Annotated in this window: 14 protein-coding genes and 2 tRNA genes; 9 read left to right on the top strand and 7 right to left on the bottom strand. The window is 73.5% G+C overall.

Annotated elements, in window-relative coordinates; genetic code table 11:
• The 5 genes from ACFYYB_RS28160 to ACFYYB_RS28140 all read left to right on the top strand — a co-directional run.
• On the top strand, positions 1-184 hold a 184-nt coding region (locus ACFYYB_RS28160; RefSeq protein ID WP_389438492.1), incomplete at its 5' end, for a hypothetical protein.
• Between the two features lie 185 nt (positions 185-369).
• Positions 370-442, top strand: a tRNA-Lys gene (locus ACFYYB_RS28155).
• Between the two features lie 255 nt (positions 443-697).
• Positions 698-771 (top strand) — tRNA-Met (locus tag ACFYYB_RS28150).
• 172 nt (positions 772-943) lie between these two features.
• Complete coding sequence (locus tag ACFYYB_RS28145; protein ID WP_389438491.1) at positions 944-2,119, top strand: PP2C family protein-serine/threonine phosphatase; 1,176 nt, start codon at positions 944-946, stop codon at positions 2,117-2,119.
• Positions 2,120-2,424: 305 nt separating this feature from the next.
• A complete protein-coding gene (locus ACFYYB_RS28140; RefSeq protein ID WP_389438490.1) occupies positions 2,425-3,474 on the top strand; it encodes a M23 family metallopeptidase in 1,050 nt (349 codons plus the stop codon).
• Here ACFYYB_RS28140 and ACFYYB_RS28135 read toward each other — a convergent pair.
• The 4 genes from ACFYYB_RS28135 to ACFYYB_RS28120 all read right to left on the bottom strand — a co-directional run bounded on the left by ACFYYB_RS28135 (position 3,425) and on the right by ACFYYB_RS28120 (position 8,741).
• On the bottom strand, positions 3,425-4,759 hold the full coding sequence (locus ACFYYB_RS28135) for a PrsW family intramembrane metalloprotease (protein ID WP_389438489.1): 1,335 nt from the start codon (positions 4,757-4,759) through the stop codon (positions 3,425-3,427). The two genes, ACFYYB_RS28140 and ACFYYB_RS28135, sit on opposite strands and share 50 nt — an antisense overlap.
• Positions 4,760-4,802: 43 nt before the next feature.
• Positions 4,803-5,624, bottom strand: coding sequence for a tRNA (guanosine(46)-N7)-methyltransferase TrmB (trmB, locus tag ACFYYB_RS28130; protein ID WP_327305917.1), 822 nt, complete (start codon positions 5,622-5,624; stop codon positions 4,803-4,805).
• 249 nt (positions 5,625-5,873) lie between these two features.
• Positions 5,874-7,082 carry an L-2-hydroxyglutarate oxidase gene (gene lhgO / locus ACFYYB_RS28125; RefSeq protein ID WP_389439015.1) on the bottom strand — a complete coding sequence of 403 codons (1,209 nt, stop codon included), beginning with the start codon at positions 7,080-7,082 and terminating at the stop codon, positions 5,874-5,876.
• Between the two features lie 81 nt (positions 7,083-7,163).
• Complete coding sequence (locus tag ACFYYB_RS28120) at positions 7,164-8,741, bottom strand: sporulation protein (RefSeq protein WP_389438486.1); 1,578 nt, start codon at positions 8,739-8,741, stop codon at positions 7,164-7,166.
• A gap of 668 nt (positions 8,742-9,409) precedes the next feature.
• Between ACFYYB_RS28120 and ACFYYB_RS28115 the strand changes: the two genes are divergently transcribed.
• Positions 9,410-11,719, top strand: a complete 2,310-nt coding sequence (locus tag ACFYYB_RS28115; RefSeq protein WP_389438485.1) for an asparagine synthase-related protein — start codon at positions 9,410-9,412, stop codon at positions 11,717-11,719.
• A 162-nt stretch (positions 11,720-11,881) separates the two neighbouring features.
• On the opposite strand, the gene ACFYYB_RS28110 is transcribed toward ACFYYB_RS28115, so the two are convergent.
• Positions 11,882-13,858: a sigma-70 family RNA polymerase sigma factor gene (locus tag ACFYYB_RS28110; RefSeq protein WP_389438483.1), complete on the bottom strand. Its 1,977-nt coding sequence runs from the start codon at positions 13,856-13,858 to the stop codon at positions 11,882-11,884.
• Positions 13,859-14,154: 296 nt separating this feature from the next.
• On the bottom strand, positions 14,155-14,979 hold the full coding sequence (locus ACFYYB_RS28105; protein WP_389438482.1) for a TetR/AcrR family transcriptional regulator: 825 nt from the start codon (positions 14,977-14,979) through the stop codon (positions 14,155-14,157).
• 345 nt (positions 14,980-15,324) lie between these two features.
• On the opposite strand from ACFYYB_RS28105, the gene ACFYYB_RS28100 reads away from it, so the two are divergent.
• Positions 15,325-16,716, top strand: a complete 1,392-nt coding sequence (locus ACFYYB_RS28100; RefSeq protein ID WP_389438480.1) for an NAD(P)/FAD-dependent oxidoreductase — start codon at positions 15,325-15,327, stop codon at positions 16,714-16,716.
• A gap of 147 nt (positions 16,717-16,863) precedes the next feature.
• On the top strand, positions 16,864-18,678 hold the full coding sequence (locus ACFYYB_RS28095) for a SpoIIE family protein phosphatase (protein ID WP_389438479.1): 1,815 nt from the start codon (positions 16,864-16,866) through the stop codon (positions 18,676-18,678).
• A gap of 84 nt (positions 18,679-18,762) precedes the next feature.
• Here ACFYYB_RS28095 and ACFYYB_RS28090 read toward each other — a convergent pair whose 3' ends face one another.
• Positions 18,763-20,046 (bottom strand): MFS transporter, encoded by a 1,284-nt coding sequence (locus tag ACFYYB_RS28090; RefSeq protein ID WP_389439013.1) that lies wholly within the window; start codon positions 20,044-20,046, stop codon positions 18,763-18,765.
• Between the two features lie 124 nt (positions 20,047-20,170).
• Between ACFYYB_RS28090 and ACFYYB_RS28085 the strand changes: the two genes are divergently transcribed.
• Positions 20,171-20,707, top strand: a complete 537-nt coding sequence (locus ACFYYB_RS28085; RefSeq protein ID WP_389438477.1) for a MarR family winged helix-turn-helix transcriptional regulator — start codon at positions 20,171-20,173, stop codon at positions 20,705-20,707.
• Positions 20,708-21,124 lie beyond the last annotated feature (417 nt).

The raw sequence follows: 21,124 nt of genomic DNA, 5'->3' as shown, positions 1-21,124 counted from the left end.
CTTCAACCGTGACGACCGTGGTGGCGACCGTGGCGGCTTCCGCTCCGGTGGCGACCGTCCGACCGGTGGTGGCTTCCGCTCCGGCGGCGACCGTCCCGCCGCTGGTGGCTTCCGCCGCGACGACCGTCCGTCCGGTGGCACCGACCGCCGCGACGACAAGCCCCGCTGGAAGCGCAACGGCTGAGACCAGCCGCTGAACTGACCACCTGACAGGGCCCCCACGACGGAAGTCGTGGGGGCCCTGTCGGCGTTGTGGCGACCGGTTCCACCGGCCGGGCGGCGGCTCCGCCAACACCGTCGGGGCCGGACAGCGGATTTGAGATCGGCTGTCCGGTCCTCTCCGGCTATGCTCTGGGGTGAGCACGTCGAGGGCCATTAGCTCAATTGGCAGAGCAGCGGACTTTTAATCCGTTGGTTGTCGGTTCGAGTCCGACATGGCCTACTGCTCGCAGGCGGGGGACACGTCCTCTGACCTGCCACTGAGCGCCCCACCCGGTTCCGGCCGGGTGGGGCGCTCAGTCGTTTCCCCACATCGAGCCCGCCGAGGCCCTCCGCCGCTGACCGCGCCGACCGCTCCGTAGGGCCGTCGGGAGGCCGGTTTCACGGCCCTGACCTGCGGTGATGTCCTGCTCGGCAGTGGCGCGGGCGGTAATTGGCGGGGGGTTCCCCCCGGATGGCGTAGAGTTGGGTTTACCGACGCGGGGTGGAGCAGCTCGGTAGCTCGCTGGGCTCATAACCCAGAGGTCGTAGGTTCAAATCCTGCCCCCGCTACTCAGTACGAAGACCCGGTCCCCTTTGGGGGACCGGGTCTTCGTCGTTTCCGTGGTGCGCGGTTTCCGTGGTGCGGCTCCCCGTCACTCGAACGGTCGCGCACGGGTCGCCGTACGGGCCCTCCTGCCGCCAGCCTTGGGGAGCGAGGCGGACCGGGCGGCAGGAGAGCAGCGTGGTGGGGCTGGGCCGGCAGGGCAGGGGCGAGCGCGTCTTCGGCGCGGTCGCCGGCAGCGCCGCGATCCGGCGGATCGTCAAAACGCTCCCGGGCACCCTGATCGTCCTCGGCTTCCTCTTCGACGTGCTGACCCCGCCCAGCTTCACGGGCTCCCCCTTCTTCTCCGCCGCCCCGCTCATCGCGGCCCCCTTGTTCAGCCTCCGGGCCACCGTCCTCACCGGGATCCTCGCCACCCTCGCCGTGGTCGTGCTGCACCTCTACAACGGCACCACCTTCAAGGTGGAGGCCATGACCGAGCTGGCCACCGTCCTGACCGTCTCCGGGCTGGCCACGCTGATCAACATCGTCGTGCGGCGCGGTACGGAGCAGCTCGCCTCCGCGCGCGGGATCGCCGAAGCCGCCCAGCGCGCCGTACTGCCGACGCCCGCCGAGCGGATCGCGGGCCTCCAGGTCTCCGCGTCGTACGAGGCCGCGCAGGCCGACGCGTTCATCGGCGGCGACCTCTACGCCGTCCAGGACACCCCCTACGGCGTGCGCCTCGCGGTGGGCGACGTACGGGGAAAGGGGCTCGGGGCGGTCGAGGCCGTGGCCGTGGTGCTCGGGGCGTTCCGGGAGGCGGCCGAGAGCGAGCCCACCCTGGAGGGGGTGGCGCGGCGGCTGGAGCGGGCGCTGGCCCGGGAGGGGAACCGGCGCGACAGCCTGGACGCGGTGGAAGGGTTCACCACATGCGTGCTCGGCGAGATCCCGGCGGGCGCCGGACTGCTGCGGCTCGTCAACCGGGGCCACCCCGAACCGCTGCTGCTGTACGCGAACGGCGGCCTCGCGGAGCTGGCCCCCGTCGAGCCGGCGCTGCCGCTGGGCATGGGGGAGCTGGGCGGCTGGCCCGACCGGGTGCAGGAGTGGCCCTTTCCGGAGGGGGCGACGCTGCTGCTGTACACGGACGGGCTGACCGAGGCCCGGGACGGCAGCGGGGCCTTCTACGATCCGGCGGTCCGGCTGCGCGGACGGGTGTTCCCCGGGCCCGACGAGTTGCTGAGCGCGCTCGCCACCGATGTCCGCCGCCACACGGGCGGCGCGACGACGGACGACATGGCCCTGCTGGCGGTGGCCCGGCCGGGGGCGGGGCAGCCGAGCCGGCGGCGGACGGTGCGGGTGGTCCCGAAGGGGGACTGAGCCCGAAAGGGCACGCAGCGTGACCGAACCGGCGCGCTGGGCAAGCAAGCTGACGGGCCATCATTGTGAAGATGTGGCGCAAGGGGCGACAGGGAGGGCTGATTTTTGCCCCAGTTGGCCCCTGAGTGTGGTGAGAAGTCCTGGCCAGGGCTGTGCGGGCGGTGGCTGATTGTCGTGAACGATCAATCGCAACTGCTTGGAATCACTCCCCCTTCTCTATTACCGTTCGATAACGCAGAGCGGTCGTCCCAGCCGTCGCAAGAGACGGCACCGTGCGCGTGCTCGCCCATGAGGAGTGTGCCCCGGTGGCCTCCAACTCGCCTGCCCCTGAAGGCATCGACGTCCAGGAGCAGCCCACCGCCGGAGCCTGGGGCGAGTGGAACCCCACCGAGGACTCCGCCCGGCCGCCGCGCGGCAAGCACCGCGTGCTCAAGCAGCGCGGAGGACTGGCCCGTTCCTCCACCGTCCTCGGCGTCGGCGTGATCGCCGCGGTCGGCGCGGGCGGCATCGCCACCGCGCAGGACCGGCCCCAGGTCGCCATATCCCTGCCGTCGCTGCCGGCCCTGCCCGACCTCCCCGAGTCCCTGGGCGGCGCGGACCACTCCACCGGGGACTCCGACACCGCCAGCGCGCGCTCCACGGAGCAGGCGCGGTCGGGGATCATCCCGCAGCAGGCCGACCGCCGCTCCGACGCGGGCGAGCTGCTGCGCAGCCGGATCCTCCAGCAGGCCGACTCCCAGCACGAGGCCGCCGCGGCCCAGGAGCGGGCCGAAGCCGAACGGGTGGCGCAGGAGACGGCGGCCCAGCAGGCCCGCGACGCCCAGGCCGCCAAGGAGGCCGCGCAGAAGGCTGCCGCGGAAGCCGCCGAGAAGGCCGCGGCCGAGGAAGCGCGCAAGGCGCAGGAGGCCAAGGAGGCCGCCGAGGCCAAGGCCAAGGCGGAGGCGGCCGCCCGGTCGGCCGGCTCCTTCTTCCTGCCCACCTCGGCCTACACCCTCACCTCGCACTACGGCGACTCCGGCTCGATGTGGTCCTCCGGGCACCACACCGGCCTCGACTTCGCCGCCCCGACCGGCACCCCCGTCAAGGCGGTCGGCGCCGGCAAGATCATCTCGGCCGGCTGGTCGGGGGCGTACGGCTACCGCATCGTGCTGGAGCTCCCCGACGGCACCGAGATCTGGTACTGCCATCTGTCCTCGATGTCGGTGACCGGCGGCTCCGTCGCCGGGGGCGACACCATCGGCCGGGTCGGCGCCACCGGCAACGTCACCGGCCCCCACCTCCACCTCGAAGTCCGCCAGGGCGGCGTCACGGTGGACCCGCTGACATGGCTGAAGGCACGGGGCCTGAACGTCTAGGACCCGGCACCCGGTCCGCTACGAGGCCCGGCGCAGGCCCGCCCGGCGGGCCCGGGGGATCCGGCGGCCGCAGGGGGTCGAACCAGGGCGGGAGCAGATCCTCCAGCACCGCGGCCCGGGACAGCGCCGGGCCCGCCGTCGCGCGGCGCAGCCAGAGCCGGCGCAGCAACTCCCGCTCCCGCCAGGCGAAGTCCGGCTCACGGCCGGGGCCGCCGCTGCGCGCCCGGTGACGTAGCAGGGCCAGGGCCGCGGCATCGGCCTCGTACAGGGCGACCGCCCGCCCCGCGGGCCGGCCCCCGGTGCTCCGGGCCAGCGCGCGGGCCAGGGAGCGCGCGGGCATCGACACCAGCGCGGGGACCTCGGCCGGGTTCAGCCAGCCGGCGGCCGCGTACACGGCGAGTTCCCCGGCGACGGCCCGAAGGCGGCGGCGCCGTATCCACACGGCCAGCCAGGCCAGCAGCCCGAACACCGGGACCATCACGCACCCGTAGACCACGTAGAACCCGGACTCGCCCAGGTCCGAGGAGCTGTTCCACAGCGCGTGCAGCCCCATGGCCGAGGCGAGGCCGAGCAGCGGCAGGCCGATCCGGCGCGTCCGGCGCACGGCGAGCGCGGCGGCGCCGAAGCCGAGACCGGTGGCCACGGTGAACAGCGGATGCGCGAAGGGGGACATGACGCCCCGCACGAAGAACGTCGCGGCCGTCACGGAGTTCAGCACCCCGGTGCCGTTCTCGACGTCCTGGCCGAAGGCGTTGCCCAGGTAGAGGATGTTCTCGGTGAAGGCGAAGCCGGTGGCGGTGAAACCGGCCATCACGAAACCGTCGGAGGGGCCGGTGAACTGGCGTCTCCTGAACAGGAACACCAGCAGCAGGGCGGCCGCCTTGGCGCTCTCCTCGACCACCGGGGCGATCGCCACCGAGCCGAGCTGGTCGGCGTCGGAGGGATCGGCGGTGGCCGCGGCTATCCACTGGGTCGCGAAACTGTTGGCCAGTATGGCGATCAGCGCCGCGGCGCACGCCCCCCAGCCGAAGCAGAACGACAGCTGCGCCCACGGATGCGGCGCGGCCCGCCCCACCCAGCGGAACGCGGCGACGAGCGGAGCCACCGGCAGCAGGGCCAGACCCAGACCGACGAAGAAGCCGGGCGTACCGGTCTGTTCGCGTACGAGCTCCAGGATCGCGATGCCGCAGGCACCGAGCAGCACGACGAGCACATACGTGCGCACGGCGCCGGCGGTACGCGGCACGCGGTGCGGCCGCCGGGGCGGCCAGGTCGCTCGGAGCACATGATGACTCTACCGAGCGGACCCGACACGCGGAGTGATGTCCTCAGTTCTGGGCGTTACCGGTACGCCGGAACAGCAGATCGTGTACGACGTGCCCCTTGTCGAGGCCCTGTCCCTCGAAGCGGGTGAGCGGCCGGAAGTCGGGCCGCGGTGCGTAACCGCCGTCGGCCTGCGTGTTCTCGAACTCCGGCTGGGCCGTCAGCACTTCGAGCATCTGCTCGGCGTACGGCTCCCAGTCGGTCGCGCAGTGCAGGATCGCCCCGGGCGCCATGCGGGTGGCGGCCAGCGCGAGGAACTCGGGCTGGATCAGGCGCCGCTTGTGGTGGCGGGCCTTGGGCCAGGGGTCCGGGAAGTACACGCGGAGCCCGGCGAGGGAGTCCGGGGCCAGCATCTCGCGGAGCAGGATGATGGCATCCCCGTTCGCGACGCGGACATTGGTCATCCCGCCCCGCTCGGCGAGGGCGAGCAGGTTCCCCTGCCCCGGGGTGTGCACGTCGGCGGCCAGGATCCCGGTGCCCGGGTCGGCGGCGGCCATCTGCGCGGTGGCCTCACCCATGCCGAAGCCGATCTCCAGTACGACGGGGAGCCCGTCGAACATCTCCTTCAGATCGATCACGTCATGCCCGTCGATGTCGAGCCCCCAGGTGCGCCAGAGCCGCTTCAGGGCCTCGCCCTGTCCGGTGGTCACCCGGCTGCGGCGGGGCTGGAAGCTCCGGATCCGCCGCTCGTGATGCGATCCCGCCGGGTCGGGCGCGGGCCCGTCGGGGAACCGGGGCTCGGTACGCCACTTCGGAGGCACGTAGGCGGAGGTCGCCTCCGGCGCGGGCTCGGCGGCGGGATTCTGGGGACTCAGAGACTCAGACACAATCCCCGGATTCTACGCGCGCCCACCGAATCCAGCCGTCCGGCGTTCGAGGACCGGGGTCTGGGGCGGAGCCCCAGGAGGTCCGGGCGCAGCCCGGTACCCCCTCCAGCCCCGCCGGCGCCTGAGGCGCGGGGTCCGGGCAGCGCCCGGGGAACGGTGGAAGGTCGGGTAGGGGAACTCCGCCCCGCGCAGCGGCACACCCGCGGCCCCGACCCGGGCACCACGGGGCCGAGCCCAGGCCCCGCAGTGCTACACGCTGCGCAAAGACTTGAGCGCCCGCCCGGCGATCTCCCGGCCGATGGGCAGCGAAGCGGTGGCCGCCGGCGAAGGCGCGTTCAGCACGTGCACCGTCCGCTCCCCCTCCCGGATCAGGAAGTCGTCCACCAGCCCCCCGTCCCGCAGCACGGCCTGCGCCCGCACCCCCGCCGCCGCCGGCACCAGGTCCTCCGCGCGCACCGCCGGCAGCAGTCTCCGTACCGCCTCGACGAACGCCGTCTTCGACAGCGACCGCCGCACCTCACCGGCTCCGTAGCGCCAGTGCCGCGCGGCCATCCGCCAGGATCCCGGCCAGGCCAGCTCGTCCGCGAGGTCCCGCGGCCGGACCACGCCCCAGCCGTACCCCTCGCGCGCCAGCGCCGGCACCGCGTTGGGCCCGACGTGGACCCCGCCGCCGATGCCCCGGGTCAGGTGGACGCCGAGGAAGGGGAACGCCGGGTCGGGCACCGGATAGACCAGCCCGCGCACCAGCTCGGGCCGGGCCAGGTCGTAGTACTCGCCCCGGAACGGCAGGATCCGCATCCCCGGGTCGTCTCCGGCCAGCCGCGCGATCCGGTCGCACTGCAGCCCCGCGCAGTTCACCAGCACCCGCGCGCGCACGACCAGCCCGTCAGTCGTCCGCACGGCCACGCCCGAGGCCCGCCGCGCGATCAGATCGACGGCACCGCCGTAGACGATCTCCGCCCCCGAGGACTCCGCGAGCTGCTGCGCGACCCGCCCGTAGTCCACGATCCCCGTGGTCCCGACGTGGATCGCCGCGAGCCCGCGCACCTCGGGCTCGTACTCCGAGATCTGCGTCGGCCCCAGCTCCCGCACCGGGATGCCGTTCTCCCGGCCCCGCTGCACGAGCGCGTGCAGCCGCGGCAGCTCGTCCCGCCCGGTGGCGACGATGAGCTTGCCCGTCACCTCGTGCGGGATGCCGTGCTCCGCGCAGAACTTGACCATCTCGGCCGCGCCGCGCACCGCGAAGCGGGCCTTGAGGGAGCCCGGCTTGTAGTAGATCCCGCTGTGGATCACACCGCTGTTGCGGCCCGTCTGGTGCCGCGCGGGGCCGTCCTCCTTCTCCAGGACGACCACCCGGGTCCCCGGAGCGAGCCCCGCGAGGGCATGCGCCGTCGACAAGCCGACGATCCCGCCGCCGATCACCAGCACGTCGCAGTCCAGCCTGCCCAGTCTGCTCATGCCGCCCACGCCGCCGCCCACACTGACACCTCCCACCCCTGCATAGTGCACCCCGCCACTGACAGCGGGGCCACGCGGGGCCTATGCCGGGGTTACCAGCAGAGGCCTGGCCCGCTCGCGCAGTTCGGCGACGCGCGGTTCGTGCCCGTACGGTTCCAGCCGGTGCAGGAGGTCCCGTACGTACTCCGTCGTCCGGGCCGACGAGATCCGCCCGGCGACCTCGACCGCCCGGGTTCCCGCCGCGCACGCCGCGTCGAGGTTTCCGGACTCCAGCTCGGCCACCGCGCTCACGACGAGCCGCAGCCCGTGTGATCGTACGTACTCCTCCGTCGGCCGGGACAGTGCCTGTTCCGTGAAACGCCTTACCTGGCGCGGGAGTTTGAGGTCGCTGTAGCACTCGGCCGCGTCCGCCGCGAAGCGGTCGTACGAGTAGAACCCCAGCCAGGTCGGGTCGGCGTCGCCGTCACGGGCCCGTTCCAGCCAGCCCTCGGAGGCCCTCAGCGCCGCCCCGGCGGCCACCGAATCGCCCGCCTTCGCGTGCGCGCGGGCCTCGACGAGGCGGAAGAAGCTCATCGTCCGCGCGGTGGCCAGACCCCGGTTGCGTTCCACGGCGGCCTGCGCGAGGTCCACGCCCTCGTCCGGGAAGTCCCGGTAGGTGGCCTGCAGGGACATCGACGCCAGCACGTACCCGCCGAGCGGTACGTCGGCCGCGGCGCGGGCCAGGCGCAGCGCCTGGATGTAGTAGCGCTGGGCGGCTTCCTGCTGTCCGGTGTCGAAGGCCATCCAGCCGGCCAGCCGGGTCAGTTCGGCGGTGGCGCCGAAGAGCGCGCGGCCCACCTCGTCGGTGTAGGAGCCGAGCAGCAGGGGCGCGGCGTCCACCCGGAGGCACTCGGGCACCATCGAGGAACGCCAGTCGCCGCCGCCGTACTTGGAGTCCCAGCGGCGGGCGTCCTCGGCGGCCTCGCGCAGCTTGGTCACATCGCTGTGGCCCACGCGCTGCGGGGCCCCGGCGTCGGGCGCGGCCGGAGCGCCCTGTGGGGTCTCGCGCACGGTCGGCGTCGTCGCGCGCGCGGCCCTCGGCGTTTCGTGCGAAGGCTGGGCGGGCACACCCCCGACACGGGCGCCGGGCGGCGCCGGAAGGCCTTCCGGCGGGGCCGCGCCCGGGACCGCTTCGCGCGCCACCGGTTCGCGTGCCACCGAGCTGTCGGCGGGAGATATCAGCCACCGTGAGGCCGGCGTCGCGTAGGCCGATACGGAGAAGGAACCGGCGAGCGACTGCCAGATCCCGCCACCCCCGCGGCGGCCGGCGAGGTCGAGCCGGTAGAGGTCCGTGGCCGAGCGCACGGCGGCGCCGACGTCGCGCGGGAAGGCCAGCCCCACTTCGGGCGCCGGGTCCGCGTCCGCGAGCCCGATCTCGTGCAGCGGCACGGGCCGGCCGAGCTTCGCGCCGATGGCGGCCGCGATCAGGTGCGGGGCGGCACCCTGCGGCACCATCCCCTTCGACACCCACCGGGCCACCGAGGTCTTGTCGTAGCGGAGGGTCAGACCGCGCTGAGCGCCGAGGTCGTTGACCCGCCGGGCCAGCCCTGCGTTGCTGATGCCCGCGAGGGCGAGGACGGCGCCGAGCTTCTCATTGGGCTCGCGGAGCTCCCTGGACATGCGCCACCCCTCGTCACACGCGGAACGCATACATCGCCAACGCCGCCGGGGCATAGGCGCCCGGCATTTCGTAAACCCAGCGTAGTTCCCCGCCTCCCAAGCGTTAAGGGCTCCTGTTCCGTATGGCGGGATTGTTGTCCGTATGCACAGTCGGGCGGGTGCCCGGGGCCGGGGCGCACGTGTCAGCGCGTGCTCCACCCGTGTGGCCGTGCGCCCGCCCGTGCGCTCTGGCCGCTGCGGGGGCCCGGCGATTCGATGTGCGGTGCGTGGGTCGGCCCGCCGCGTGGACCGGGCGGGCCGGGGGATGCCGCTGCCTCAATCCCCGCGGGTGGCGGAACGGTCCGGGGGGTGGATCCCGCCCCCCGGACCGCGCACCGCCGGGCGGGCCGTGCGGTGGACCCGCGGGGCCGCGCGCGGGGCTCCGCGCAGGGCTCTCAGTACGGCCGAAGAATGGCCGAAACCGACCTATGGGGCGGTCGGAACGGAACGCCAAATACCGCATGGCCGGGGCGTGTTCGTTTATACGTGCGCCCCCCTTACCCACTCCCGCACGCCTGTCTCGTGGCAGCATGGACCCCGAGCCACCCGGGGTCCCTCCGGCCCGCGCCCAGAGCGCCGGCCGCGCGGTTCGCACCCCGGTCAGGTGCCCACGGGCTGGGGAGGCGGCGGTGCGCTGGTTGGTGGGTTGGAGCAGTATCGCCGCGAGCTTCGGCACGGCCGGACGGGTCGCGGGGCACGGCGCTGCGTACGGCTCCGACCAGGGCGCATACGGGTCGGGGAACGGCTCGGGGAACGGCTCGGGCAACGGATACGCCTCCGGGAACGGCTACGGCTCCTACGGCTCCTACGGCTCGGGTTCCGCCCCTGACGCATGGGGCGACGGCCCCGTCCGCGGCGGCCTCGCCGATGCCGGCCACCCCGACGAACCGGGCGCAGCCGACGCCGACCGCACCGTGGTCCCCGTGGGAGCCCAGCTCCTCTGGGGCGACCCCGACCCCCTGTGGGCCGTCGGGGACTGGCGCCCGGACGAGATCCGCACCCTCACCGCCGACCCCGCGGACCCCTTCACCCGCCTCGCGGTCCTCGGCTGCTGCGGCGCCACCGACGAGGAACTGCGCCGCGCGCTCTACGCCGCCCGCGGCGGCGCGCTGCGCCACCTCACCCAGTGGCCCGGCAGCTACACCGCCGTGGTCCAGGCCGGCCGCCGCATCACGGTCGTCGGCGACCTGGCCGGCGCCCGGCCCGTCTTCTACACGCCCTGGGCGAGCGGCACCGCGTACGCCACCGCCGCCCTCCCGCTCGCCGACCTGATCGAGGCGCAGCTCGACATCGGCCACCTCGCCGCCCTGCTGGCCTGCCCCGACAGCCCGGAGGCGCTGGGCGACGGCACACCGTACGTCGGCGTACGCCGCATCCCGCCCGGCCACGCGCTGATCCTGCGCGAGGGCTCGCGGGAGATCACCGGGTACGAGCCGGTGGCCTCCCTCGCGGTGGCCGCCCCCACCGCCGACCCCGAGCTCGCGGTGGAGGGCGTACGGGAAGCTTTGGTCGACGCGGTGCGCGCCCGGCTCACGGCTCCGCGGCATGCTCCCGAGACACTGCCCTACGACCCCGGGCCCGTCCCCGGAATGGGCCCGGCCGACCGGCGGGCCGCGCGCGGCGCCCCCGCGCCCGCCCCCGGAGTCGGCGCGGACCTCTCCGGCGGCAGCGCCTCCGCGACCCTCGCGCTGCTCGCGGCCGGCCTCCCGGGCGCACCCGGAGCCCTGCTCGGCCGCACCGGGGAACGCCTCCTCGCCGTCACCTTCAACGACCTGGCCACCCCCCGGGGCCGCGAACCCGAACTGGAACGCGCCCACGCGATCGCCTCCGACCCCCGCCTGCACCACGTGGTCGTGGCCGCAGCCGAGGAAGCCCTCCCCTACGCCGACCTCGACGGCCCGCTCACCGACGAACCCGGCCCCTCCCTCATCTCCGCCGCCCGCGAGCGCCGCCGCCTCGCGGCCGGCTCGGCGGACCACTTCACCGGACACGGAGCCCGCCAGGTCCTCGACGCCCACCCCGCCCGGCTCGCCGACCTCCTGCTCGACCGGCGCCGGCGCCACCTGCTGCGCCCCACCCTGGCCCTCGCCCGCTCCGCCCCGTCCGAGGGAGACTCCCCCCTCCTCCCCTTCCTGGTCCCCCTCACCGTGTACGCGGCCGCCCGCCGCCTGGCCCGTACGCCGTACCGCGCCGGCATGGAGGCGGCGGCGGCCCGGCTGCGCGACGGCATCCCGGCCGCGGGCCACTGCTCCCCGGTGGACGCCTCGCTCGCGGCCCTGACCTGGTCCCGGCCGGGCCCGGCTGCGGCCTGGCTGACGGGCGAGGCACTGGCCGAGGTGTCGATCCGCCTCAGCGCCGCCGCGGGCCGGCCTCCCCTTTCCCTCCGGCCCGGGGAGGCCCGGGCCCGCGCCGTCCTGGCCAGGCACGCCGCCGACCACCGGGTCTTCGAGCAGGCCGTGGAGGTGCGCAGCCAGCGACTGCACGCCCCGTTCCTGGACAACCAGGTCGTACGGGCCGCCCGGGCCCTGCCCGAATCCCTGCGCGTACAGCCCGGCGCCCGTGCCGCGGTCCTGCGCGGGGTCCTGTCCTCGGCCGGGGTCCGGGACCTCCCCGCGGGGTGGGGCGCGACGGCCCACGCCCCGAACGAAGCGGCGACCCGCCTGGGGCTGCGCGCGGCCCTCCCGCACCTCCTGACCCTCTTCGCGTCACCGCTCCTGGCGGACGCGGGCCTGATCGAAGCCCGGGTCGTCCGCCAAGCCCTCCTGGACGCGGCCGACGGCCGCCCGGTCCCGCTCGACGGCATCGCCGAACTCGTCTCGATGGAACTGTGGCTGACCCGCCTCTTGGCCCGCCGCGGCACCTGCTGGACCGGCACCTCCACCCCGCGCCGCAGAGCCGTCCCCACCGGCGTCCCCCTCCGCCGCCCGGCCCTGTCCTAACCCCGCGCCCCGCCCTGCCCCGTGCCGGACCGCCCCCGGCGAGGCCTTCGGCCGCCGCGGGCGCCGACCCGCGGTCGGGTCCGGAGGCGGCGGCCCGGCCGGGTTGTCGGCACGGACGGCGTGCACCGCTCCCCGCCCATGGCGGTCGTGACCGCCATCGCCTCAGCGGCAGCTGATGACGGAGTCGGCCCAGCTCGCCAGCGCCGGCAGGCGGCCGCCCTCCGCGCGTTCCACGACCAGGCGCAGCGTCTTGTGCCCGGCGAGGGAGACGGACACGTCCGCCGCCGGGTCCTCGTACCCGAGGGCGCGGGACTGCCACAGCCGCCGCCCGTCCGCGTACACGGAGAAGCGGAGCGTGCCGTCCGTGAGCAGTGACATGCCGTCCACACCGGCCCGTGCCGAGAAGACGGAACAGCTTCGGTTGAGGGTGATCTCCACGGAGGAACGGGAGTTGACCGTGATCCCGTGCGCATAGCGCTGTCCGCCGATCACCGGCGCCCAGCGCTGCCACACCCAACTGCTGCGCCAGGTCTCGATCTCGGGGCCGTCGTGGCTCCCGTAGGCGGACTGCCCGAGCGAGGAGAGCCGGAACCCCTGCGGGGCCTGCGGCGGCTTGGGCGGCGTCGGCTTGGGGGGCGGCACAGGGCTGGGCGTGGGGCTCGGCGTGGGACGCGGCTTCGGCGTCGGGGCCCGGCTCGGACTCGGAGCGGGCGAGGACCGCTGCGGGCTCCGCGAGGGCGTCGGCACGGCCGGCGCCGCGGCCACCGGCGTCTGCTTCCTCGGGGGCGGTACGGATCCACGCGCCGCCGGCGGCTCCGCCCGCGACGGCCCGGGCTCCGGCGCGGCGGGGGCCGGACTCCGCGGCACCGGTGCGGCCACACCCGGCGCCGGGTTCGCGCGCACGGCCGGAGAGGTGTCGTCACCGGCCAGTGCGAACACCACGCCGGCGGCCGCGGCCACCACGACCCCGGCGGCGATGGCAGCCTTGGCGGGCAACCCCAGCCCCTCCGAAACCGCGGCTCCGCCGACCCCACCGGCCCCGCCCCCACCAGCAGCCCCACCAGCGGCTCCGGCGCCGGCGGCACCAGCCCCGGCCGTCGACCCGCCCGCACCGGCGGCCGCGGCAGCGGCCCCGGCACCACCCGCGGCGACGGCCCCGCCGGCCACCACCCCTGCCGCCTTGGCCGCGTACCCGGCGGCGAACCACCCGATGACGGCGACCGGCAGCAGCGCGGGAATGCCCGCGTTGACGTCCTTGAGCTCACCCGCGGCGAGACGGCACCGGGCGCACTCTTCGAGGTGCTTGCGCAGCCCCCGCTCGGCCCGCATCCGCAAGCCGCCGCGGGCGTAGGCCCCCAGCCGGTCGGCGTACCGGGCGCAGTCCCCGCCGGAGCTCAGCGCGGTGCTCACATGGGCCTGGAGGTACGCCTGCTTGAGGCCCTCGCGGGCCCGGCTCGCCAGGACCGCGGTGGCGTTCGCGCTCAGCCCGAAGAGCGGGGCGATCGCGCTCGGCGAAGCCTCCTCGACGGTGGTGTGCCAGAGCACGGCCTGCCACCGCTCGGGCAGGCTGCGGAAGGCCTGCATCGCGAGGGTCTGCTCGGCCTCGTGCATGGCCCGCACGTCGGCGCCCAGTTCGAGGGTGTCGTCGCCCGCGCGGCCGGGCAGCCCGACCGCGCTGTCGCCGGAGCCGGAGGCCTGCTCCGCGAACAGCGCGAAGTCCTCGACCAGATGCTCCCGCTTGGCCGTCTTCGCCCAGGCGGCGGCGACCCGGCGCACGGTGGTCAGCAGGTAGGCCCGCACCGACTGGTCCGGACCCGCCCCGCCCCGTACGGCCTGGAGGGTCCGCGCGAACACCTCGGCCGTCAGATCGTCGGCGGTGTGCCCGTCGCGGCAGCAGGTACGGGCATAGCGGCGCACGGCATCGGAGTGGCGGCGGAACAGCTCCTCATAGGCCCCGTCGTCGCCCCCTCGCATCCGGGCAATCAAGTCCCCGTCGGACGGCGGAAGTTCGCCACTCGCCCCGGCGGCGTGCCGGCCGCCCGGTTCGCGCTGCGCCGGGACCTGTCGCGCGGGCAGGCTGCCCGCATCGATCTCGCCGCCGGCGCCACCGTGTGGCTCTTCCCGCCCGTCAACGCTCATCGCGGGGGCCCTCGCACGACACACTCAACCGGTACACCGATCCAGCGTGGCACACGGCGGGCACGCGCCGAACCGGTCTCCACACCTTCCACTCATCCGGGCAAGCCCCGACGAATTGCCGTGCGGAGCCTCACCCGTTCGAGCGAGAGTCCCGGGCAGGGAACCGGTTGACGCCCACCACATCCGCCGGGCCACCCGGTCCGCGAACCACACGTCCCGGGCGCCCGCCGCTCCGACCCAACCGCGCCGACCTACGCCGCTCCGACCTATACCGATCCGACCTGAACCGCCCCCACCTACGCCGTCCGGGACCGCAGCCCTTCGAGCAGGATGTCGAGCAGCCGAGCGGAAGCCGCCGCCTGCTGCGCCGCGTCCGGCAGCGCGGGCGCGGCCGTCGCTATCACCAGCAGCACATCGGCCACCGTGACATCGGCGCGCAGCGCACCGGCCTCCCGGGCCCGGTCCACGAGGCGGCCGACGACCTCCAGCAGCTCACCCGCGCCCGCGTCCTCGGAGGGCTCGTCGTCCAGGCCGGTCCGCGCGGCGGCGGCGACCCGCAGATCGAGCGCCCCGCCGGCCGCGACGACCTGACGCTGGTGCGGAACGCGCGCGGCCTCGCCGACCGCCACCGACCCGTCGGCCGCCTCAGCCCCGTCGACCCCGTCCTCGCCGGGCCCGCCGACCCGCAGCACCTGCGGAGGCAGCAGCCGGCCGGCGCCCGAGGCCACCGAGGTGCGCAGGAAGCGCGACAGCGCCTGCCACGGCTCCTCCTCCTGGCCGAGAGCCGTGCGGGCCTGCTCGGTCAGCCGCGAGGTCTCCTCCTCGGCTATCCGCCGGACCAGGACGTCCTTGCTGGGGAACCGTCGGTACACGGTGCCGACGCCGACCCGTGCGCGGCGTGCGACGTCCTCCATCGGAGCCCCGTAGCCGAGCTCACCGAAGACCTCGCGGGCCGCGCGAAGTACGTGTTCGAGATTGCGCTGTGCGTCGACGCGCAGCGGCGTGGAGCGACCCACGCCGTGTGTGGTGGCGCCGCCGACCATCAAGCGCCCATGGCTGTCGGTCGCGGAAGCGGCCGAAGACAGAGCGGTGGCAGAAGCATGGAAATCGGAAATGTTCATGTATATCCCCCGGTAATCATTTGTCTCCCCCCGGAGACACTCCCCGCCTTCATGTCGAGGGGGGCCACGGTCATGAGGGCCCTGGTCCTACTCCTCGACGAGTTACGAACATAGTTGAGCCAGAGTCAATTCAGAAGAGGCAGCCCCGGACGGACCACCGCCCGATCGGAGCATTCACTCTCAATTTTCCGTTCGAAGCCCCCGGAAGCACGCATTCCGCACCGTCTGACCTGCGCACCTTCCCTTCCATCCGCACCCCCCGACAACCGCGCCCCGCCGTCCGCTCCGGTCACACAATTTGTCGGGCCTGTGGACAAACTCCCGGCCACGTTGCGTCATGGGACGGTGAAGGCTGCTAACTCCCGGGGCACGGCCCCCGGTGCCCCGCCCCGTACGCGGATCCTCATCGTCGGCGGCGGCTACGTAGGCATGTACACGGCGCTCCGGCTCCAGCGAAAGCTGAGAGCCGACGAGGCCGAGGTCACGGTGGTCTCTCCGGAGCCCTACATGACGTACCAGCCCTTCCTCCCCGAAGCGGCCGCCGGCTCCATTTCCCCGCGCCATGTAGTGGTCCCGCTCCGCCGCGTGCTGCCGAAATGCCGCATCGTCATCGGCGAGGCCCGGCACATCGACCACGCGGCCCGGACCGCGACCGTCACCACCCTCGCCACCGACGAGGAGGGCGGAGGCCCCGTGGAGATCGAGTACGACGAACTGGTCCTCGCCCCCGGCTCCGTCTCCCGCACCCTCCCCATTCCGGGACTCGCCGAATACGCCATCGGATTCAAGACCGTGGAGGAGGCCATCGGCCTGCGCAACCACGTCATCGAGCAGATGGACATCGCCTCCTCCACCCGCGATCCCGCCCTGCGCGACGCCGCCCTCACCTTCGTCTTCGTCGGCGGCGGCTACGCCGGCGTCGAGGCGCTCGGCGAGCTGGAGGACATGGCCCGCTACGCCGCCCGCTACTACCACAACGTCAAGCCCGAGGACATGAAGTGGGTGCTGGTCGAGGCCAGCGACCGGATCCTCCCCGAGGTCGGCCCCGAGATGGGCACGTACACGATCCGCGAACTGCGCCGCCGCGGCATCGACCTGCGCCTGGAGACCCGCCTCGAATCCTGCGAGAACCGGATCGCCGTCCTCAGCGACGGCGCCCGCTTCCCCACCCGCACCGTCGTGTGGACCGCCGGCGTCAAACCGCACCCGATCCTCGCCGCCAGCGACCTGCCCAAGAACGACCGCGGCCGCCTCGCCTGCACCTCCTTCCTCACCGTCGAAGGCGTCGAGCACGCCTGGGCCGCCGGGGACGCCGCCTCCGTCCCCGACATCACCGCCCCGGAGAAGGGCGTCCCCTGCGCCCCCAACGCCCAGCACGCCGTCCGTCAGGCCAAGGTGCTCGCCGACAACCTCGTCTCGTCCCTGCGCGGCGGACTCCTCACCGAGTACGCCCACAAGTACGCGGGGTCCGTGGCCTCCCTCGGACTCCACAAGGGCGTCGCCCACATCTACGGCCGCAAGCTCAAGGGCTACCCGGCCTGGCTCATGCACCGCGCCTACCACCTCAGCCGCGTCCCCACCCTGAACCGCAAGACGCGCGTGCTCGCCGAGTGGACGCTCTCCGGTCTCTTCAAACGCGAGATCGTCTCACTGGGATCCCTCGAACACCCCAGAGCAGAATTCGAACTCGCGGCGGGCGGAGGCCCCAAGGACCCTCCGAAGAAAAAGGAAGGCTGATGCTGTCAGTCCCGTCGGCCACACTGGACGTGTGACCATAGGTGGGCTCACACCTGCACAGAGTGACATCAGCGTGACATCCGAGTGCCACCCGATCGCCACCGAGTGACACAGCGACCACGAGCGACACCACGAGGCTTGAAAGCAGTGAACTTCACGCGCTGGAGCGCCCGGTTTCCCGGAACGCAGCGCCGCGCCGCCGCCCGGTCCGAACACGCCGCCGCCCAGGCCAAAAGGGGTGAGGGCTCGGTCCCGGCCGCCCGCGGCGCCGTCGGCCATTCCGCGAGCGGCCCGGACGGCTGCCCCGCCGACCCCACGGTCCGCGGCACTGGTTCCGCCCCGGGTCCAGGCTGTGTCCCGGCCGCCGCGGACGGTACGGGAACCCCCGCGCCCTCCCTCGACGAGCTGTCCGTACGCGACGTCCTCGACCGCCTCCCGGCCCTCGTCGCCCTCGTGCACGGCCCCGACCACCGCGTCGCCTACGTCAACGACGCCTACACCTCGGGCTTCGGCGCCCGTGCCCCCGGCGCCCCCGCGCACCTGGCCCTCCCCGAGCTCGGGGAGCTCGGCCTGCTCCCGCTCCTCGACCAGGTCCAGCGCAGCGGCAAGCCGCGTACCGCCAAGAACCGGACCGCGCCCGGCGGCACCAGCTCGTACACGGTCACGTGCACCCCGATCGAGTTCCCCAAGACCGGCGCCGGCTCGGACACCGGCTCGGGCCCCGACGGCGAGGCGGCCGAAGCCCACACCGGCACCGGCGTCCTGATCCACCTCGCCGACGTCACCGACCACGCCGAGGCCGTCGAGCGGCTGCGCGCCAGCGAGCGCCGCCAGCGCGAGGCCGCCGTCACCCTGCAGCGCTCCCTCCTCCCGCAGGAACTGGAGCAGCCCGACGACCTGCGCGTCGCCGCGACCTACCAGCCGGGCGGCACCGAAGCCGCCGTAGGCGGCGACTGGTACGACGTCATCACCCTCGGCGCCGGCCGTACGGCCCTCGTCATCGGGGACGTCATGGGCCGGGGCGTCCGCGCCGCCGCCGTCATGGGCCAGCTCCGCACGGCCGTCCGCGCGTACGCGCGCCTCGACCTGCCCCCGCACGAGGTCCTTCAGCTCCTCGACGGCCTCGCGGCCGAGATCGACGCCAGCCAGATCGCCACCTGCGTCTACGCCGTCCACGACCCCAACGAGGGCCTCCTCGCGTACGCCTCCGCGGGCCACCTCCCGATCCTGGTCCGCGACGAGGACGGCACCGTCCGCCGAGCGGCCGACCCCACCGGCCCGCCGCTGGGCACCGGCGGCTGGCTGCACACCTCGGGCACGATCGCCCTGGGCCCGGGCTCCACCGCCGTCCTCTATACGGACGGCCTGGTCGAGCGCCGCGGCGAGGACATCGACGAGGGCGTCGGCGCCCTCGAGCGCGCCCTCTCCGGCGCCCAGGGCACCCCCGCCGTGATCTGCGACCGCCTGATGCGCGCCCTCGGCGTCGATGCCGACCACGACGACGACGTCGCCGTGATGGTCCTCCAGCAGCCTGCCCGCACCGGAGCCGACGCCGAGCTCTTCCACAACGCCGCCCTGGAACTCCTCGGCGGCGTGGAGGCCGCCCCGCGCGCCCGCGCCTTCGCCCAGGGAGTCCTGGCCTCTTGGCGGTTCCCGGTCGAGCTCTGTGACCTCGGCGTACTGGCCGCCAGCGAGCTCGTCGCGAACTCCCTCCAGCACGGCACCCCGCCCATGCGCCTGCGCCTGCGCCGCACCGACCGCCGGCTGATCATCGAGGTGACCGACGGGGACGACCACCTCCCGCGCCGCCGCCGCGCCGAACCGGCCGACGAGACCGGCCGCGGCATCTCCATCGTCGCCACCATCGCCTCGGCCTGGGGCTCGCGCCGCACGCCGGGCGGCGGCAAGGCCGTCTGGTGCGAGTTCGCCCTCCCGGACAAGGACAAGCAGCCGGACAAGTAGCCGGACACGAAGAAGCCCCGGTCCGCGGACCGGGGCTCCTCCATATAAGCGATACCTCTATACCTGCGACCTGCGCTCCGCTTCCTACGCGGCCACGGGCTCGGCGGCCTTCGCCTGCTCCCCCGACCCGGCCACGACCGTGCTCGGAGCGAGCGACGGGTTGTCCTGCACGGGCGTCAGGTGCTTGCCGAGCCGCAGCGCCAGCCCGGCGATGCCGAGCGACACCACGACGAAGACCCCGATGTAGAGCATCGGCACGCCGGCGGCCAGCGGCACCCCGAGCGGCCCGAGCGCCAGGGCCATCTGCTTGACCAGCGCGAAGGCCGAGTTGTACTGGCCCACGGACCCCTCCGGAGCCAGATCGGCCACCAGCGGCGCCAGCGTCGGCGACAGCATGGCCTCGCCGATGCCGAAGAGGGCGTACGTCGTCACGAACGCGGCGGCGGCCATGACGGCGCTGCCGTGTCCCAGCCCGGAGAAGGCGGCGATGATCCACGCGACGGTCCAGAGCAGGCCGACCAGCGCGATCACCCGGGACCGGCGGTGGTTCTCGACCAGGCGGAGCACGACGAACTGCGCGAGCACGATCGCCCCGGTGTTCGCGGCGAGGGCGAAGCCCAGCGTGGACGGGGAGATCCCGGCGGCCTCGGTCCCGAAGGCGGCGAGACCCGACTCGAACTGCCCGTAACAGGCGAAGAACAGCACGAAGCCGAGGATGCAGAACTGCACCATCGCCTTGTGCTCCATCAGCCGCTTCCAGCCACCACCGGACTGCGCGGCGTCCTTGGCCAGGGCGTTGCTGATGGCGGGCACCTGCGGCATGCGCACGGTGGCGATGACCCCGGCCAGCACCAGGAACATCACGGCCTCGATGCCGAAGAGCAGGGTGAAGCTGGCGGGCCGGCTCTCGTCGACGATGAGTCCGCCGATCAGACCGCCGATGCCCAGACCGAGGTTCTGCATGAAGAACTGCAGCGCGAAGGCGCGGGTCCGGGTGGAGGGGGTGGAGCACCGCACGATCATCGTGGCCAGCGCCGGCTGCATGACCGCCTGACCGGCACCCAGCGCGAGCGCCGAGAGCAGGATGGCGACCACGCCGGTGGACAGGCCCAGCGACAGCGCACCGAACGAGGCGACGACGGCCGCACCGATGACGACGGGGACGGGACCGCGCCGGTCGATCACCCGCCCGGTGAAGGGCAGCGCGAGAAGTGCACCGAGGGCGAAGGCCATGAACGCACCCGTCGCCCACATGGGGTCCAGCTCTCGCACCTTCGCCGCGTAGACGTAGAGGAACGGAACCGTGAAGCCGATACCGAACGCGGTCAACGCGTTCCCGGCCTGGATCCTCCGCATCGCAGCGCCCATCACCCTGGTCACTTCTCACCACCTTGATTGCTGAAGCTTTGAAGACTTCATACCTAAAGTTCGATGCTTAACACTACACACCGAAGGAGTTAGATGCCAACGGCCCCGTGCCATACTTCGAACCATGGGTGACACCCCCGACGGCACTGCGCCCGTCCACGAGCCGAGCCTCGACGAACAGATCGCCGTCTATCAGCGCGAGTTCCAGGACCTCGACCCCCAGGTCGAGAAGGTCGTCTCGGCCCTCAGCCGCCTGAACCGCCGCATGAACGTCGCGTACGGGCGCCAGACGGCGGCCCTGGGCATCAGCAACGCGGAGTGGGAGGTCCTCAAGGCCCTCGTCCTCTCCGGAGCCCCGTACCGGATGGGCCCGAGCGAGCTCGCGAAGCAGCTGGGCCTGACGCCGGCCGCGATGACCCACCGGATCGACCGCATGACGGCGGAAGCACTGGTCACGCGCGAGCGGGACGAGAACAACCGCGTCCGCGTGATCGTGGAGCTCACCGCGGAAGGCCGCAGCAAGTGGCTGGACGCGATGCGCGCGGCGACGGTCTTCGAGGAGGACCTTCTCCAGGACCTCTCCACGGCGGAGCGGGGCGCACTGGGCGACATGCTCACCCGCCTCCTGGACCGCGTAGAGGACCTCCAGTCCCCGCACTGACCGCCTAGCGGCCCGGTCCCGACCCTCGGTTTGACACGGGCCCCGCGGATCCGTAAGGTTCTTCGAGTTGTCCCTGAGCCGAAAGGTTACGGAGACAATAAATCCCGCCGCCTCGTTGCGGCACCCAACTCAGCACGATCTCCCACTGGGAACGCATTCGGCATGCCCGAATTCATTCCTGAAGGTCGATTATGAATCGCCCGGGAAATCCACTAGAGTTCGGGAGTCGGAAGGGCCCAACAGCCCGGAAGACAAGCCCCGCTGACTGGGAGTCAGGCCCGAAAGAGTCTGATAGAGTCGGAGACACAAGAACGAAGGAAGCGCCCGGAGGAAAGCCCGAGAGGGTGAGTACAAAGGAAGCGTCCGTTCCTTGAGAACTCAACAGCGTGCCAAAAATCAACGCCAAAAAGTTGATAC

The organism is Streptomyces sp. NPDC002886 (assembly GCF_042888445.1).
Classification (GTDB): Bacteria; Actinomycetota; Actinomycetes; order Streptomycetales; family Streptomycetaceae; genus Streptomyces.
The sequence above is the reverse complement of the archived record's forward strand: the minus strand, read 5'-3'. Positions and strand labels throughout refer to the sequence as shown.

Coding starts and splice junctions, on each gene's coding strand:
- ACFYYB_RS28105 (WP_389438482.1), bottom strand. CDS start 14,979: ATGAACATTTCCGATTTCCATGCTTCTGCCACCGCTCTGTCTTCGGCC.
- ACFYYB_RS28085 (WP_389438477.1), top strand. CDS start 20,171: ATGGGTGACACCCCCGACGGCACTGCGCCCGTCCACGAGCCGAGCCTC.
- lhgO (WP_389439015.1), bottom strand. CDS start 7,082: ATGAGCAGACTGGGCAGGCTGGACTGCGACGTGCTGGTGATCGGCGGC.
- ACFYYB_RS28110 (WP_389438483.1), bottom strand. CDS start 13,858: ATGAGCGTTGACGGGCGGGAAGAGCCACACGGTGGCGCCGGCGGCGAG.
- ACFYYB_RS28120 (WP_389438486.1), bottom strand. CDS start 8,741: ATGTCCAGGGAGCTCCGCGAGCCCAATGAGAAGCTCGGCGCCGTCCTC.
- ACFYYB_RS28090 (WP_389439013.1), bottom strand. CDS start 20,046: ATGGGCGCTGCGATGCGGAGGATCCAGGCCGGGAACGCGTTGACCGCG.